The sequence below is a fragment of the Novosphingobium sp. AAP1 genome (assembly GCF_001295765.1).
Classification (GTDB): Bacteria; Pseudomonadota; Alphaproteobacteria; order Sphingomonadales; family Sphingomonadaceae; genus Novosphingobium; species Novosphingobium capsulatum.
The window spans coordinates 259,130-273,128 of record NZ_LJHO01000004.1 but is presented as its reverse complement, the minus strand read 5'-3'; the positions used below and the strand labels follow the sequence as shown (position 1 = coordinate 273,128).

The 13,999-nt window shown below is 66.9% G+C and carries 13 protein-coding genes and 2 tRNA genes; 12 read left to right on the top strand and 3 right to left on the bottom strand.

Annotated elements, in window-relative coordinates:
* Positions 1 to 132 precede the first annotated feature (132 nt).
* Both pdxH and IP65_RS10955 read left to right on the top strand, forming a co-directional pair.
* The gene (gene pdxH / locus IP65_RS10960; RefSeq protein ID WP_231627653.1) at positions 133 to 783 is read left to right on the top strand and encodes a pyridoxamine 5'-phosphate oxidase; all 651 of its coding nucleotides are present in this window, start codon (positions 133 to 135) and stop codon (positions 781 to 783) included.
* A 9-nt stretch (positions 784 to 792) separates the two neighbouring features.
* A complete protein-coding gene (locus IP65_RS10955) occupies positions 793 to 1,803 on the top strand; it encodes a cation diffusion facilitator family transporter (RefSeq protein WP_054131738.1) in 1,011 nt (336 codons plus the stop codon).
* A 38-nt stretch (positions 1,804 to 1,841) separates the two neighbouring features.
* Here the strand turns inward: IP65_RS10955 and IP65_RS21320 are convergent, their stop codons facing one another.
* On the bottom strand, positions 1,842 to 2,012 hold the full coding sequence (locus IP65_RS21320; RefSeq protein WP_156306531.1) for a hypothetical protein: 171 nt from the start codon (positions 2,010 to 2,012) through the stop codon (positions 1,842 to 1,844).
* On the opposite strand from IP65_RS21320, the gene IP65_RS10950 reads away from it, so the two are divergent.
* Positions 2,011 to 3,300 carry a glycosyltransferase family 39 protein gene (locus IP65_RS10950; protein WP_054131737.1) on the top strand — a complete coding sequence of 430 codons (1,290 nt, stop codon included), beginning with the start codon at positions 2,011 to 2,013 and terminating at the stop codon, positions 3,298 to 3,300. The two genes, IP65_RS21320 and IP65_RS10950, sit on opposite strands and share 2 nt — an antisense overlap.
* Before the next feature lie 230 nt (positions 3,301 to 3,530).
* Positions 3,531 to 5,522: a threonine--tRNA ligase gene (thrS, locus tag IP65_RS10945; RefSeq protein ID WP_054131736.1), complete on the top strand. Its 1,992-nt coding sequence runs from the start codon at positions 3,531 to 3,533 to the stop codon at positions 5,520 to 5,522.
* An 81-nt stretch (positions 5,523 to 5,603) separates the two neighbouring features.
* On the opposite strand, the gene IP65_RS10940 is transcribed toward thrS, so the two are convergent.
* Positions 5,604 to 6,230: an LON peptidase substrate-binding domain-containing protein gene (locus IP65_RS10940; protein WP_028657962.1), complete on the bottom strand. Its 627-nt coding sequence runs from the start codon at positions 6,228 to 6,230 to the stop codon at positions 5,604 to 5,606.
* 5 nt (positions 6,231 to 6,235) lie between these two features.
* Complete coding sequence (locus IP65_RS10935; protein WP_082350107.1) at positions 6,236 to 7,153, bottom strand: tetratricopeptide repeat protein; 918 nt, start codon at positions 7,151 to 7,153, stop codon at positions 6,236 to 6,238.
* 284 nt (positions 7,154 to 7,437) lie between these two features.
* Between IP65_RS10935 and IP65_RS10930 the strand changes: the two genes are divergently transcribed.
* The 8 genes from IP65_RS10930 (at position 7,438) to IP65_RS10895 (ending at position 13,963) form a co-directional block, all read left to right on the top strand.
* A tRNA-Gly gene (locus IP65_RS10930) sits at positions 7,438 to 7,512 on the top strand.
* A 46-nt stretch (positions 7,513 to 7,558) separates the two neighbouring features.
* Positions 7,559 to 7,633: transfer RNA gene (locus IP65_RS10925), tRNA-Gly, on the top strand.
* A 356-nt stretch (positions 7,634 to 7,989) separates the two neighbouring features.
* Positions 7,990 to 8,907, top strand: coding sequence for a LysR family transcriptional regulator (locus IP65_RS10920; RefSeq protein WP_054131735.1), 918 nt, complete (start codon positions 7,990 to 7,992; stop codon positions 8,905 to 8,907).
* 103 nt (positions 8,908 to 9,010) lie between these two features.
* Complete coding sequence (locus IP65_RS10915; RefSeq protein ID WP_054131734.1) at positions 9,011 to 10,243, top strand: amidohydrolase family protein; 1,233 nt, start codon at positions 9,011 to 9,013, stop codon at positions 10,241 to 10,243.
* On the top strand, positions 10,244 to 11,770 hold the full coding sequence (locus IP65_RS10910) for a bifunctional 3-(3-hydroxy-phenyl)propionate/3-hydroxycinnamic acid hydroxylase (protein ID WP_054131733.1): 1,527 nt from the start codon (positions 10,244 to 10,246) through the stop codon (positions 11,768 to 11,770).
* Positions 11,770 to 12,204: a heme-binding protein gene (locus IP65_RS10905; RefSeq protein ID WP_054131732.1), complete on the top strand. Its 435-nt coding sequence runs from the start codon at positions 11,770 to 11,772 to the stop codon at positions 12,202 to 12,204. The genes IP65_RS10910 and IP65_RS10905 overlap by 1 nt, the downstream gene beginning before the upstream one ends.
* Positions 12,201 to 13,094 (top strand): VOC family protein, encoded by an 894-nt coding sequence (locus tag IP65_RS10900; protein ID WP_054131731.1) that lies wholly within the window; start codon positions 12,201 to 12,203, stop codon positions 13,092 to 13,094. Before IP65_RS10905 ends, IP65_RS10900 begins: the two co-directional genes overlap by 4 nt.
* A 35-nt stretch (positions 13,095 to 13,129) precedes the next feature.
* A complete protein-coding gene (locus IP65_RS10895) occupies positions 13,130 to 13,963 on the top strand; it encodes a fumarylacetoacetate hydrolase family protein (RefSeq protein ID WP_054131730.1) in 834 nt (277 codons plus the stop codon).
* Positions 13,964 to 13,999: the final 36 nt, after the last annotated feature.

Genomic DNA, 13,999 nt, shown 5'->3' with positions numbered 1-13,999 from the left:
GGCGCTTGCCCGCAAGGCTCGCTTTCAAGATGATATCTTGGCGCTTACACGGCATTGACCCAAGTCATCGCGGGAATGGATGCATGGCTTCCATACTGCCCGCCTCCGATGCCGCAGACAGGACCATTGCCCGTGACCGAACAGACCGCCTTTGAACCGGGCCAGGACGCCATTCCCCACGGCGATCCCTTTGCCATCTTCGAAGACTGGTTCGCCGCCGCCAAGGCCAGCGAACCCAACGATCCCAATGCCATGGCCCTGGGCACGGCCACGCCCGACGGCGCGCCATCGCTGCGCATGGTGCTGCTCAAGGGCCATGGCGCCGATCTGGGACCAGCCTTCGGCGGGGCCGGCGGCTTTGTCTTCTATACCAATTTCCACAGCCGCAAGGGTGGCGAACTGGCCGCCAACGCCCAAGTCGCACTGCTGTTCCACTGGAAAAGCCTGCGCCGCCAGGTGCGCATTGAAGGGCCGGTGGTGGAAGTGAGCCCGCAGGCCGCCGATGCCTATTTCGCCAGCCGCCATCCCGAATCGCGCCTGGGCTCGGCCGCGTCGGACCAGTCGCGCGTGCTGCCCTCGCGCCAGGTCTATCTCGATCGCGTGGCCGCCCTGCGCGCGCAATATCCTGACGGGAACGTGCCCCGCCCGGCGCACTGGTCGGGCTATCGGGTAGAGCCGCGCGCCATCGAATTCTGGCAGGACCGCGATTATCGCCTGCACGAACGCCGCCGCTTCGTGGCCGATGGAAACGGCGGCTGGACCAGCAACCTGCTTTATCCGTAAAGGGGCAGGATGACCCAGACTGCCCGCGTCCCTGGCCCCGCCCCTGGCCCCGCCACCACCACCCACGCAGACCTCAATCGCCGCGCGGCCATGGCCAGCAGCGCCGTGGCGCTGCTTTTGCTGGGGCTCAAGGGCTGGGCCGTGGTGCAATCGGGCTCGCTCGCCATGCTGGGCAGCCTGGCCGATACCGCGCTCGATCTGGTGGCGAGCCTGGCCACGCTGCTGGGCGTGTGGATCGCGGCCATGCCCGACGATCACAACCACCGCTTCGGCCATGGCAAGGCCGAGGCACTGGCGGCGCTTTTCCAGGTCATCCTGATCTCGTTTTCGGCGCTCGGCCTCGCGTGGCGCGCGGTGACGCAGTTCCTGGCCGGCGCCCCGGCGATCGAGGCCGAATCAGGCATCGTCGTCTCGGTGATCGCGATGGTCGCAACGATCGCCCTGCTCGCCTACCAGCGCATGGTCATCGCCCGCACCGGCAGCCTGGCGATCAGCACCGACAATGTACACTACAAGTCAGACCTGCTGCTCAACCTGGCGGTGATCGCCGCGCTGGTGATCGAGCATTACCTGCATCTTGCCGGCACCGACGCGGTCTTTGCCTTTGGCATCGCGCTATGGCTGGCGTGGGGTGCATGGAACGCCTCGCAAGAGGCCGTCGATCAGCTGATGGACCACGAATGGCCGATCGAAAAGCGCGAGCGCTTTCTCGAAGTGGTCGCCCAGCATCCCGAACTCAAGGGCCTGCACGACCTGCGCACCCGCACCAGCGGCAACCGCGATTTCGTACAGTTCCACGTCTGGGTCGATGGCACGATGACCGTGGCCCAGGCCCACCGCGTGATGGACGAGATCGAGGCGCAGCTGATGGCCGAATTCCCCGGCGTGGAAGTGCTGATCCATCCCGATCCCGAAGGCCACGTCGATGAAGCGGGTCTGGGCGCAACCGATCTGCTCGCGCCCGGTCCCAATGGCGAAAGCCCCGCCCTTGCGGTGCAGGGTGGGCCGGCCGAGGGATAGGGCCGGCGCGCCCTTCGACAGGCTCAGGGCGAACGGGATCATGGCGCAATATTGAAACCCGTTCGGGCTGAGCTTGTCGAAGCCCCTAGGAAGTCGAGCGCAGCGCTGATGCCCTTCGACAAGCTCAGGGCGAACGGAGGTTGGGTGATTTTCGCCAACTCTGAAGACGATGGGGCTTTTTTAACGCTGGCGTTGTAGGTCAGGGTCATGGGGTTTCATCGGGCTTGGGCTTGGCTGGCGGAGGGGCGCCGCACGGTGATCGTGCTGTTCGCGCTGGTGCTTGGCTTGCGCGCATTGGCGATTCTGGCAGCGGTGGAGCCGACATCGGACGCCGCCTGGTATTTCTCGCGCGCGGCGATGCTGGCGCAGGGCCGGGGTTATCTGGGCGATCATGGCGCGCCCACGGCCTATTGGCCGCCGGGCTGGCCACTGGCGCTCAGCCTGGTCTTGCGCATCTCCGGTCCGTCGATCTGGGCGGTCGGCCTGTTCAACCTGGCGCTCTCTGCGGCAGCGGGCTGGTTCACGCTCGATCTCGGGCGGCGGCTGGGTGGCAGCGAGGCGGCGGGGCGCATCGCGCTGCTGTTGTGGGCGGTCTATCCCAACGCCGTGCTCTATGTGCCGCTCGCACTGACCGAGGTGTTCTATACCACGCTGCTGCTGGCGCTGTGCTGGATCGTGGTGGCGCGCAGCGGGTGGGGCTGGACGATCCTCGCGGGTCTGGTGCTGGGCCTCGCCACGCTGGTCAAGGCGCAAAGCCTGATCCTGGCGCCGCTGCTGCTGGGCATTGCCTGGCTGCGCGCGCCCGCCTTGCGGCAGCGCCTGCCCGGTATTGTCGGCCAGGGCCTGGTAATGGGCGCCGCCGCCCTGCTGGTGATCACGCCCTGGACCGTGCGCAACCATCGCGCGCTGGGCGCCTGGGTGTTTGTTTCCACCAACAGCGGCATTACCCTGCTGACCGGCAACAATGATAGCGCGCGCGGCACGTTCACGCCCGATGATCCAGTGGTCAAGGCGCTCGACGCCCGCACCGACCTGTCGGAACTGGCCTATGACGCGCAGGCCAAGGCGCTGGGAATGGACTGGATCAAGGCCCATCCAGCGCGCTTCATCGCGCTGATGCCGGCCAAGTTCGTGCGCCTGTGGGGCCCGGATGGCGAAGGGCAGTGGGCCTATGAAACCGGTTCGTGGGCCTTTGCCGCTGCGCCGCACGCTTTCCTCGCGCTGCGCCTGGCCAACCAGGCGTGGTACTGGGCGCTGCTCGCGCTGTTCGTGGCGGCGTTTCCCGTGATGATCCGCGCCCGCCGCCGCGCCGGCCTTGGCCTGATCGACTGGTGGCTGCTGCCCTATGGCATTGCCGCCTATCCTAGCCTGATCGCCGTGGTCTTTTCCGGGCAATCGCGCTTTCACTATCCGGCCATGCCGTTCGTGTGCATCATGGCCGCCTGGCTGATCGCGCGCCTGCTGCTGGCGCGTGACAGAGCCGCCGCGCTGCGCTAAAGGCGCTGGCCATGCACCCGGCGGTTTGCCTTTGCACGCTCACTACCACCACCCCGGCTTGCCGGGGGTGGAATCGCCTGCGCGCCTGACCGGCGCCCGCGCGAAGCCACCGCCCCGGTTCGGGCGGAATGGCATCTTCCTCCCGGATCACGCGAAACCCCAGATGCCGCCCCTTTTTCCGCCGCGGCACTTGTGCCATGGCCCGCGCCATATTCCGTAAGAGAGATCCGATGTCAGACCTGCTCAAGATCACCCTGCCCGATGGCTCGCTGCGCGAAGTGGCGCCGGGCACCACGCCGGCCGATATTGCCGCCGCGATCGGCCCCGGCCTGGCCAAGGCCGCGATCGGTGCGCGCGTGAACGGCGAGCTGTTCGACATCACCCGCCCGTTCGAAGGCGACGCGCAGCTGGCACTGGTCACCGCGCGCGACGAGGCCGACGCGCTGGAACTGGTGCGGCACGACTATGCCCACGTTCTGGCCGAAGCGGTGCAGGCGCTGTTCCCCGGCACCCAGATCACCTTCGGCCCGGCCACGGACGATGGGTTCTATTACGATTTCGCGCCGGTCCGCCCGTTCACCGAGGAAGACCTGCCGGCGATCGAGGCGCAGATGCGCAAGATCATCGCCGCCGACAAGCCGCTGCGCCGCGAGGCCTGGAGCCGCGCCGACCTGATCGCCCGCTGGACCGAGCAGGGCGAAACGTTCAAGGCGCAATGGGCCGCCGAACTGCCCGAGGGCGAGGAGCTGACGGTCTACTGGTCGGGCAACGACTGGCTCGATATGTGCCGTGGCCCGCACCTGGCCTCCACCGGCAAGCTCGATCCCAATGCTTTCAAGCTGACGCGCGTGTCCGGCGCCTATTGGCGCGGCGACCAGAAGAACGCGATGCTCAGCCGCATCTATGGCACCGGCTGGCTCAACAAGAAGCAGCTCGATGCGCACCTTCACCGCCTGGAAGAAGCCGCCAAGCGCGACCACCGCAAGCTGGGCGCGGAGATGGACCTGTTCCACCTTCAGGCCGAAGCGCACGGCTCGGTGTTCTGGCACCCCAAGGGCTATCGCATCTGGCGCGAGCTGGAAGCCTATATGCGCCGCGCGATCGACGGCGCCGGCTATCGCGAGGTCAAGACCCCGCAGGTCATGGACGCCCGCCAGTGGGAGCAGTCCGGCCACTGGGGCAAGTATCGCGAAAACATGTTCGTGATCCCCGACGAGGTGCCCAACACCGATGATGAAGGCCCGGTGATCAGCGGCGAGGCCGACTGGATGGCCCTCAAGCCGATGAACTGCCCGGCGCACGTGCTGATCTTCCGCCAGGGCCTCAAGTCCTATCGCGAGCTGCCGCTGCGCCTCTATGAAAACGGCTGCTGCCACCGCAACGAGCCGCATGGCGCGCTGCACGGGCTGATGCGCGTGCGCCAGTTCACCCAGGACGACGCGCATATCTTCTGCCGCGAAGACCAGATCGTGGACGAAGTGCGCGCGTTCTGCGAACTGGCCGACCGCATCTACAAGGACTTCGGCTTTACCTATTCGATCAAGCTCGCCCTGCGCCCGGAAAAGCGCTTTGGCAGCGAAGAGATGTGGGACAAGGCCGAGGCCGAACTGCGCGACGCCGTGGCCACCGCTGGCCTCGCCACGCCGGAATATGGCTGGGAAGAGCTGCCGGGTGAAGGCGCGTTCTATGCGCCCAAGCTGGAATGGCACCTGACCGACGCGATCGGCCGCACCTGGCAGGTCGGCACGATCCAGTCTGACCGTGTGCTGCCCGAACGGCTCGACGCCGGCTATATTGCCGAAGATGGCGAGCGCCATCGCCCGGTCATGCTGCACCGCGCGATCTTCGGTTCGTATGAACGCTTCATCGGTATCCTGATCGAGCATTTCGCCGGCAAGCTGCCGACCTGGCTGGCGCCGACGCAGGCGGTGGTCGCCACCATCGTGTCGGACGCCGATGGCTATGCCGCAGAAGCGACCGAGGCGCTGCGCGCCGCCGGCATCCGCGTGGAGAGCGACACCCGCAACGAAAAGATCAACTACAAGGTGCGCGAGCACTCGCTGCAGAAGGTGCCGTACCTGCTGGTCGTGGGCAAGCGCGAGGCCGAGGAAGGCACCGTGGCGATCCGCCGCCTGGGCGAACAGGCACAGCAGGTGCTGCCGCTGGCCGAGGCCATCGCCCTGATCAAGCAGGATGCCCTGGCGCCCGACCTACGCGGCTGACGCGCCAGCCAGACACCAAATATAACGGAAAAAGGGCGCGTCGGCTTGGCCGGCGCGCCCTTTTTCGGTATGGCCAGAGCCTTATTGCAGGGTTACCGCGCCATCATCGGAATCGCGGCGGCCAAAGAACTGCATCAGCTGGATCAGCAGTTCGCACCGCGTCGCCAGGTTGGGCGCTTCGAGCAGGGCCTGCTTGGCCGCCACGTCGAACGGGGCGATCTGCGACACGCCATTGATCAGCGACTGGTCATCCAGCCGCGCCACCGAATCCCAATCCACGGCATAGCCCTGGGCATCGGCAAACGTGCGCGCCTCGCGCTCGAAGCCGGCACGCTCCACCGCGCTCAGCGCCTCGCCCAGGTCATCGCTGAGCAGTTCGGCCTCCACCTGGCGGAACGGGGTCTTGGCATCGAGTTCGCGCAGCACGCGAAAGCGCGCGATGCCCGAGAGGACGATGTTGTAGCGTCCGTCTTCCAGCGCCTCGACATCCTCGATCTTGCCCACGCAGCCCACCTGAAACAGCGGCGCGCCATCGTTCGCCGACTGGGGCTGGATCATGGCGATGCGGCGATCACGCGCCAGGGCATCAGACACCATGGCGCGATAGCGCGGCTCGAAGATGTGCAGCGGCAGTTGCAGGCCGGGAAAGAGCAGCGCGCCCGATAGCGGGAAGATCGAAAGCCTGACCGTGCCGATCGCGCCACCCATCGCCATCACCCGAACAGCACGGTGGACAGCTTGCGGCGGGTGCGCGCCACCCACGGATCTTCCAGGCCGATCGCCTCGAAAATCTGGAGCAGGCGGGCGCGCGCCGCGCCGTCGTTCCAGGCGCGATCGGCCGCCACCATGGCCAGCAGGGTATCGGCCGCGCCATCGCGGTCACCGGCGGCAAACAGGCCATTGGCCAGCGTCAGGCGCGCGTCCATGTCATCAGGCGCGGCGGCCACGGCGGCACGCAGGGTGGCCAGTTCGCCTTCCTCGGGCACGTCTTCGGCCAGGGCCAGCGCCGCACGGGCCTGGTCCAGCGCATGATCGGCCGCCAGCGCGGGATCGAGCGATTCGAGCACCTGCACGGCCTCGGCCTTATGCCCGGCGAGCAACAGCGCACGGATCAGGCCGGCATGGGCCACGGCATTGTCGGGCGCGATTTCCACGATCTGGGCAAACACGCTGGCCGCGCGCTCGCCATCGCCTTCGCCCAGGATTTCCTCGCCCATCGCCAAAAGCGGCGTCACGTCCTGTGGCGCTTCCTCGCCCAGCGCGCCGGGCTGCACCGGCAGCTGCGACAGGATCTGGTCGAGATACTGCTTGAGCTGCGATTCGCCGCGCGCCTGGGTAAGGTCGGCTACCGGCTGCCCCTGGAACATGGCATAGACCGTGGGGATCGAGCGCACCTGGAACTGGGCGGCGATGAACTGCTCTTCATCGACATTGACCTTGGCCAGGACCACGCCCTTGTCGGCATATTCGGCCGCGACCTTTTCCAGCACCGGGGTCAGCGCCTTGCACGGGCCGCACCATTCCGCCCAGAAATCGAGGATGACGAGCTTGGTCATCGAAGGTTCGACGACAGTCTTGCGGAAGCGGTCCACCGCCTTCTGTTCGTCGAGGTTGAGGCCCAGGCTTGCCACTATGCGTCTCCACTTCCATTCGGTCCGGTGCAGCGCCGCGCGGGCACTGCTGCGGTCACCATGTGGGAAAGCCTGGCAGTTCGGCAAGGGGCAGTGCAGCAAGAGCTGCGAATCTGCACCAAGGCCAGCCAGTGGAGCATCGCCATCCACAGCTGCATCCACAGGGCGCGCCGGGTTTGTCTGGAAAAATGCAACTTTGCTGTTGCGCCGCCCCCAATCCCCCGTTATTGGCCCGCCTCACCCCAGCGGGATGGCCCTTGCGCCCCCCCACTGAAAACGCCAGAGCGGGCGTAGCTCAGGGGTAGAGCACAACCTTGCCAAGGTTGGGGTCGAGGGTTCGAATCCCTTCGCCCGCTCCAGTTTTCAAGACCTGCACGGCCGGCTTCCGGCCCGCGCAAACGCCGAGCGGGCGTAGCTCAGGGGTAGAGCACAACCTTGCCAAGGTTGGGGTCGAGGGTTCGAATCCCTTCGCCCGCTCCAGTTTGCCCATGCGTGGCATATTTCAACAGCGATGGCCCAAGATTTCGGGGAACCCTCGAGTCTTCTTGTTGGCCCTACGCGCAACAGCGCTTCGGGCGTGGTTCGAATCCCTTCGCCCGCTCCAGTTTGCCTTTTCTCATCATCGCGTTCGTCACCGCGCTTTGGTCGCGGTTCCCCCGCACGCCATCAAGCGGGACCCTGGGTCAAGCCCGGGGTGACGAATAAGTGGGTTCAGTGTGTGGGTCGCGCTGGAGTAAGATATTCCAGAACACCGTCACCCCGGGCTTGACCCGGGGTCCCGCTGCCTTTGAGCCGCCCCTTGCCGGTCTAGGCGATCGCGCCCATAGCTTGGCGCTATGGACAAGCGCCCCAGCATCGATCCGCGTGCCTTGCTCACATTTCGCACGGTATGCCGCGAAGGCTCGATCTCGGCAGCGGCGCGCGTGCTCAACATTGCCCAGCCTTCGGTATCGGCCGCCATCGCCCAGCTGGAAGCAAGGCTGGGGGTGCAACTGTTCGAACGCCGCCAGACCGGGGTGCGCCCCACCGCACAAGGCGCCCTGCTGGCCGAGCGGGCCGAGGCGATGCACCATGTGCTGATCGGCGCACAGGAGGAACTGGACAATCTGTCGCGCGGGCTGGCGGGCCCCTTGCGCATCGGCGGCACGCCCGGCGCGCTGGTGAGCCTGCTGCCCTTCGTGATCGGCCGGCTCGAAGCGCGCATCGGCCCTTGCGCGCTGAGTGTGGTGGAACGGCCCGATGGCGTGCTGATCGACCTGCTGCGCCAGCGCCAGATCGATCTGGCCTTCGTCACCACCGAGATGGAGGCGCCGCCACCCGACATAGCCGAACGCACCTTTGCCCGTGATCCCTTTGCCCTGATCGTCGGGCGGCGCCACGATGCCCTGCCCTCGGCCGTGTCGCTGCGCGAGGTGGCGGGCCTGCCCTGGGTCTTGCCCGAGGCACAAGGCGCGTTCCGCCGCCAGGTCGATGCGCTGTTCATCGCCGCGCAGGCGCCGGTGCCGGCCAACGTGGTGCGCTGCGATTCACTGCTGACCACCAAGGCGATCGTGCGAATGAGCGACCGCATCACCGTGCTGCCGCGCCAGGTGGCCGCGTCAGAACTGTCGATCGGGGTGTTGCGCGGCATCGAGATTCGCGAGGCGGCATTCCAGCGCAGCATCGGCGTGCGTCTGCGCCATGGCGAGCAGCCCTCGATCGCCGCCCAGGCCCTGCTCGACGTGATGGCATCCAAGTATAGTCCTGAGCTATAGCAGGATAGAGAGATAGTATTTTCCCCCGATAGGCATCGCGCGCACATAGGCGTCCAGCGTGCCCAGGCCACCCCGGAGCCAGGCCAGCGCGGGAGAGCAAGCGATGCGGACCCTTATCCGCGATGTCAGGATTTTCGATGGGAGCGGCAGTGCTCCTTATGCCGGCAGCGTGCTGGTGGATGGCGAACACATCGCCCAGGTGGCGCAGGGCGCCGACGCGCTGGATGGCGCAGCCCATGACCAGCGGATCGAGGGCGCTGGCCGTACGCTGATGCCCGGCATGGTCGATGCGCATACCCATCTGACCTGGGGCTCCTCGATCGAGAAGATCTATCACCAGTTCATCCTGCCGCCCGAGGAACTGAAAGTGGCAGCCTGGCGCAATGCGCGCGTGCTGCTCGACCAGGGCTTTACCAGCCTCTATTCGGCCGGCGCCCTGGTCGACGGGATCGAGCCGGAACTGGCCGCGGCCATCGCCGCGGGGGAAACCCCTGGCCCGCGCTATGTGCCCTCCACCATCGAGCGCAGCCCCGAAGGCGACGAAGGCGTCGACACCGGCAATGTGTTCAACGGCCGCGGCCCCGACGCGATGCGCGCCTTCGTGGCTTATTGCGCTGACCAAGGCGTGAAATCGATCAAGCTGGTGGTCTCGGGCGAAGACGCGCTCAAGCCAGGCACGGCGCAACACGTGCTCTATACCGAAGCGGAAATGGTCGCCGCCGGGCAGGCCTGCCGCGAAGCCGGCCTGTGGATCGCAGCCCATGCCTATTATCCCGAGGCGATCGGCCTGGCACTCGATGCCGGGGCGCGGGTGATCTATCACGCCTCTTACGCCGACGAGGCGGCCATGGCGCGCATGATCGCAGCCAAGGATACCACGTTCTATGCCCCGGGCCCGGGGGTTTCGGTGGGCGCGCTGGAAGCCAGCCCACCCCCGCATATCGACATGAGCGCGATGAAGGCGAGCGCTGCCGAGCGGCTGGAGCGTGAAAAGGTCATCGTCCCCGCGCTCAAGGCTGCTGGGGTCAAAGTGCTGATCGGCGGGGACTATGGCTTCCCGTTCAATCCCAACGGCCGCAATGCCCGCGATCTGGCGCACTTCGTGGAATACTATGGCTATACCCCGGCCGAAGCGCTGGTTGCGGCAACGCGCCTGGGTGGTGAGCTGATGGGCCTGGCCGTGGGCGAGGTGCGCGAAGGCTTCCTGGCCGATCTGCTGCTGGTCGATGGTGATCCCACGCAGGACGTGGCGATCATGCAGGACGCCGCCCGCCTTTCCATGATCATGAAGGGCGGCGCCCTGTACAAGGCGCCTGCCGCTGCCGAGGCCGCGTAAATGACCGAGCGTTGCGATGTGGCGGTGATCGGCTGCGGGCCGGTGGGGGCACTCGCCGCAAATCTGCTGGGCCGCGCCGGGCTGCGCGTGGTGGTTCTGGAAAAGGAACTGGACCACTATCCGCTGCCGCGCGCGGTGCATCTCGATCACGAGATGATGCGCCTGTTCCAGACGGCCGGGGTGATCGATCGGGTGCTGCCCGACATGGTCGCCACCGATGGCCACCTGCACGTGGGCGCCGATCACGGCGTAATCCGTTACATGGGCACGGTGGGCAAGCCCAAGCCGTTCGGCTGGTCCAACGACTATTTCTTCTATCAGCCCGAACTGGAAGCGCACCTGCGCGCCGCCTTTGCCGAAAACGGCGCGATCACGCTGCGCCTGGGCGCCACGTTTACCGCGCTGGACCAGCACGATGACAGCGTGACCGTGCAGTTCGAAACCGATGGCGCCCCGCAGGCGCTGACTGCGCGCTGGGTCATCGCCGCCGATGGCGCGCGCAGCCCGGTGCGCAAGGCTCTGGGCATCGCGCTAGATGACCTGCAGTTCGAGGAACCCTGGCTGGTCGTCGACGCCGAAGTGGAAGGGCCAGTTTCGTTTCCGGCGCTTACCGGTGTGCCGGCCGATGCCGATCTGCAGCGCCTGTCGGTGATGATGTGCGATCCGGCGCGGCCCGCCACGGTGGTGCCCGGCCGCGGCAACCACCGCCGCTGGGAATTCATGCTGCTGCCCGGCGAAGACGACCAGGCGATGATGCAGCCCGAACAGGTTGGCGCGCTGGTCGGCGCGTGGATGAAGGACGTGCCGCACACCATCGTGCGCGCCGCCACCTATCGCTTTCATGGCCTGGTGGCCGAGCGCTGGCAGGCCGGCAACGTGTTCCTGGCAGGTGATGCCGCGCACCAGACGCCGCCGTTCTTTGGCCAGGGCATGTGCCATGGCCTGCGCGACGTCGCCAACCTCGCCTGGAAGATGGACGCGATCGTCAACCATGGTGCCGATCCCGCGATCCTGGCCAGCTACCAGCCCGAACGCGATCCCCATGTGCGCGGGGTGATCGGCGCGGCCGTGGCGGCCGGCCGCTATATCTGCGAACTGGATCCGGCCAAGGCGGCCACGCGCGATGCCGGCATCCGCGCCGCTGCGGCGCAGAAGGCTGGCGAAACCGCGCATGACCTGATCCCCGCCATTACTGCTGGCATCGTGCTTGCCGGCACGGCCGGCGCCGGCACCCGCTTCATCCAGCCGATCCTGGCCGATGGGCGCAAGCTGGATGACGCGGTTGGCCAGGGTTGGCGTCTGTTCGTGCGGGATGACAGCGTGACGGGCTCCTCTCCCCTCGTCACGCGCACGGTGGCCGCGTCGCTTGACGATGCCGGCGCGGTCACCGCCTGGCTCGATGATCATGGCGTCGATGCCGTGCTGCTTCGCCCCGATCACTGCGTGTTCGGCACGGCCAGTGGCACCGCGATCGACCTGATCGAGGCCCGCGCCCGCGCGCTGGGCCTGGCCCTGGAGACCGCATGATGACCACACTCGATCTGACCGCGGCCCAGGCCGTGATCGCCGCCGCGCTGGCCAGTGCCCGCGCCCGCGCGGCCAAGCCGCTGGCGGTGATCGTGCTCGATGCCGGCGGCCATCCCATCGCCTTTGCCCGCGAAGACGGCGCCACCTTTGCCCGGCTGGAGATTGCCCGGGCCAAGGCCAAGGGCGCGCTGGGCATGGGCGCCGATACGCGCATCCTGGCCGAGCGTGCCAAGGGCAACCCGGTATTCTTTCAAAGCGTGGCCGTGGCGCTGGGGGGCGACATGGCCTTTTCGCCCGGCGGTGTGCTGGTGCGTGGTCCGCAGGGCCTGGTGCTGGGATCGGTGGGCGCCAGTGGCGATACCGGCGATTGCGACGAGGAATGCGTGACTGCCGGCCTGCACGCCGCCGGCTTTAACCAGGAGCAAACCCGATGAAACTGCGCAGTATCGAACTGGCGCTGCCCGATCCGGCCGCCGCGGCCCGCTTCATGCGCGATATCTGGGGCATGGCGCCTGGCGAGGTGCGCGGCGATACCCATTACCTGCGCGGCTCGGGCTCCTATCCCTACCTCGTTGCCTTCGAAAAAGCCGACGCGGAATTCGTGCGGTCGACCACGTTTGTCTGCACCGCGGCCGAGCTTGCCGACATCCGCAGCCGCGCCGCCGATCGCCGTTGGCCGCTGATCGATACGGTTTCGGTCGATCCAGGCGCAGGCGAAGGCGTGATCGTGGAACTGCCCGAGGGCGAGCTGCTGCGCTTCCTGGTCAACACGACCGAGGTGGAACCGATCACCGGGCGCGACCTGCCGGTCAAGCTGACGCACATCGTGTTCAATTCCGCCGATGCCGAAGCGTCGGGCCATGCCGTGGAAGACGTGCTGGGCTTTCGCGTGTCGGACCGCACCAAGGGCATGGTCTTCGTGCGCTGCAACGACAGCCACCATTCCACCGCCTTTGCCCGCGCCGGCTTTTCCAGCCTCAACCACATCGCGTTCGAGATGGAAGACCTCGACGCGGTGATGCGCGGCATCGGCCGCATGCGCGACCACGGCTTTGCCCCGGCCTGGGGGCCGGGCCGCCATGGGCCGGGCGCCAATGTCTATGCCTATTACATCGCGCCGTTCGGCCCGGTGATCGAATATTCCACGGCCGTGGAGAAGGTGCCCGAAGATTACCGGGCGGGCAGCCCCGAAGACTGGACCTGGCCGCCAAACCGCATCGACCAGTGGGGCATTTCCGACAAGGATTTCGACGGCTTGCGCCAGGCCGAAGAGCGCTTCCGCTTTCGCCGCGCCTGGCAGCCGGCCGATCCCGCCCAGGCCTGAACGCCCTGCTTTCGTTTTTCGGAGTTTTCGATCCCATGACCCGTCTCATCAGCTTCCGCCGCCCAGATGGCCTGCCCAGCTTTGGCCGTCTCGATGGCGATACCGTGCACGACCTCGGCACGGCTGGCAGCGCCGCCTTTCTCAAGGACGTGGCCGACCAGGATCTGGCTGCGCTGCCTGCCACGGGCCAGTTTGCCCTGGCCGATGTGCGCCTGCTGCCGGTCGTGCCCAATCCCGGCAAGATCCTGTGCGTCGGCCTCAACTATGCCACGCACGTGGCCGAGACCGGGCGCGAGCAGAAGGAATTTCCGGCGATCTTTACCCGCTGGGCCGATACCCTGATCGCCGATGGCGAGCCGCTGCTGCGCCCGCGCGAAACCGAGCGGTTCGACTATGAAGGCGAACTGGCGGTGGTGATCGGCAAGGGCGGACGCCGCATCGCCCGCGCCGATGCCATGGCCCATGTCGCCGGTTTCTCCATCTTCAACGATGGTTCGGCGCGCGATTGGCAGCGCCACAATATCCAGTTCACCCCGGGCAAGAACTATCCGGCCACCGGCGCGTTCGGCCCGGCGCTGGTCCTGCCCGATGAAGTGGCGGACCTGGGCAGCCAGCGCGTGCAGACGCGTCTCAATGGCGAACTGGTCCAGGACCAGCCGATCAGCGACATGATCTGGGATATCCCGTTCGTGATCGAATATTGCAGCACCTTCACCCCGCTCGCCCCTGGTGACGTGATCGTCACCGGCACGCCGGGCGGTGTGGGCGATAAGCGCAAGCCGCCGCTCTACATGAAGGCCGGTGATGTCTGTGAAATTTCCGTGGGCGTGATCGGCACGCTGACCAATCCGGTCATCGACGAAATCTGACCCGCCGTTTTGTTCCAATCCAGCCGACCGCGCCCG

Coding starts and splice junctions, on each gene's coding strand:
- IP65_RS10955 (WP_054131738.1), top strand. CDS start 793: ATGACCCAGACTGCCCGCGTCCCTGGCCCCGCCCCTGGCCCCGCCACC.
- IP65_RS10950 (WP_054131737.1), top strand. CDS start 2,011: ATGGGGTTTCATCGGGCTTGGGCTTGGCTGGCGGAGGGGCGCCGCACG.
- IP65_RS21320 (WP_156306531.1), bottom strand. CDS start 2,012: ATGACCCTGACCTACAACGCCAGCGTTAAAAAAGCCCCATCGTCTTCA.
- thrS (WP_054131736.1), top strand. CDS start 3,531: ATGTCAGACCTGCTCAAGATCACCCTGCCCGATGGCTCGCTGCGCGAA.
- IP65_RS10940 (WP_028657962.1), bottom strand. CDS start 6,230: ATGGGTGGCGCGATCGGCACGGTCAGGCTTTCGATCTTCCCGCTATCG.
- IP65_RS10920 (WP_054131735.1), top strand. CDS start 7,990: ATGGACAAGCGCCCCAGCATCGATCCGCGTGCCTTGCTCACATTTCGC.
- IP65_RS10915 (WP_054131734.1), top strand. CDS start 9,011: ATGCGGACCCTTATCCGCGATGTCAGGATTTTCGATGGGAGCGGCAGT.
- IP65_RS10910 (WP_054131733.1), top strand. CDS start 10,244: ATGACCGAGCGTTGCGATGTGGCGGTGATCGGCTGCGGGCCGGTGGGG.
- IP65_RS10905 (WP_054131732.1), top strand. CDS start 11,770: ATGACCACACTCGATCTGACCGCGGCCCAGGCCGTGATCGCCGCCGCG.
- IP65_RS10900 (WP_054131731.1), top strand. CDS start 12,201: ATGAAACTGCGCAGTATCGAACTGGCGCTGCCCGATCCGGCCGCCGCG.
- IP65_RS10895 (WP_054131730.1), top strand. CDS start 13,130: ATGACCCGTCTCATCAGCTTCCGCCGCCCAGATGGCCTGCCCAGCTTT.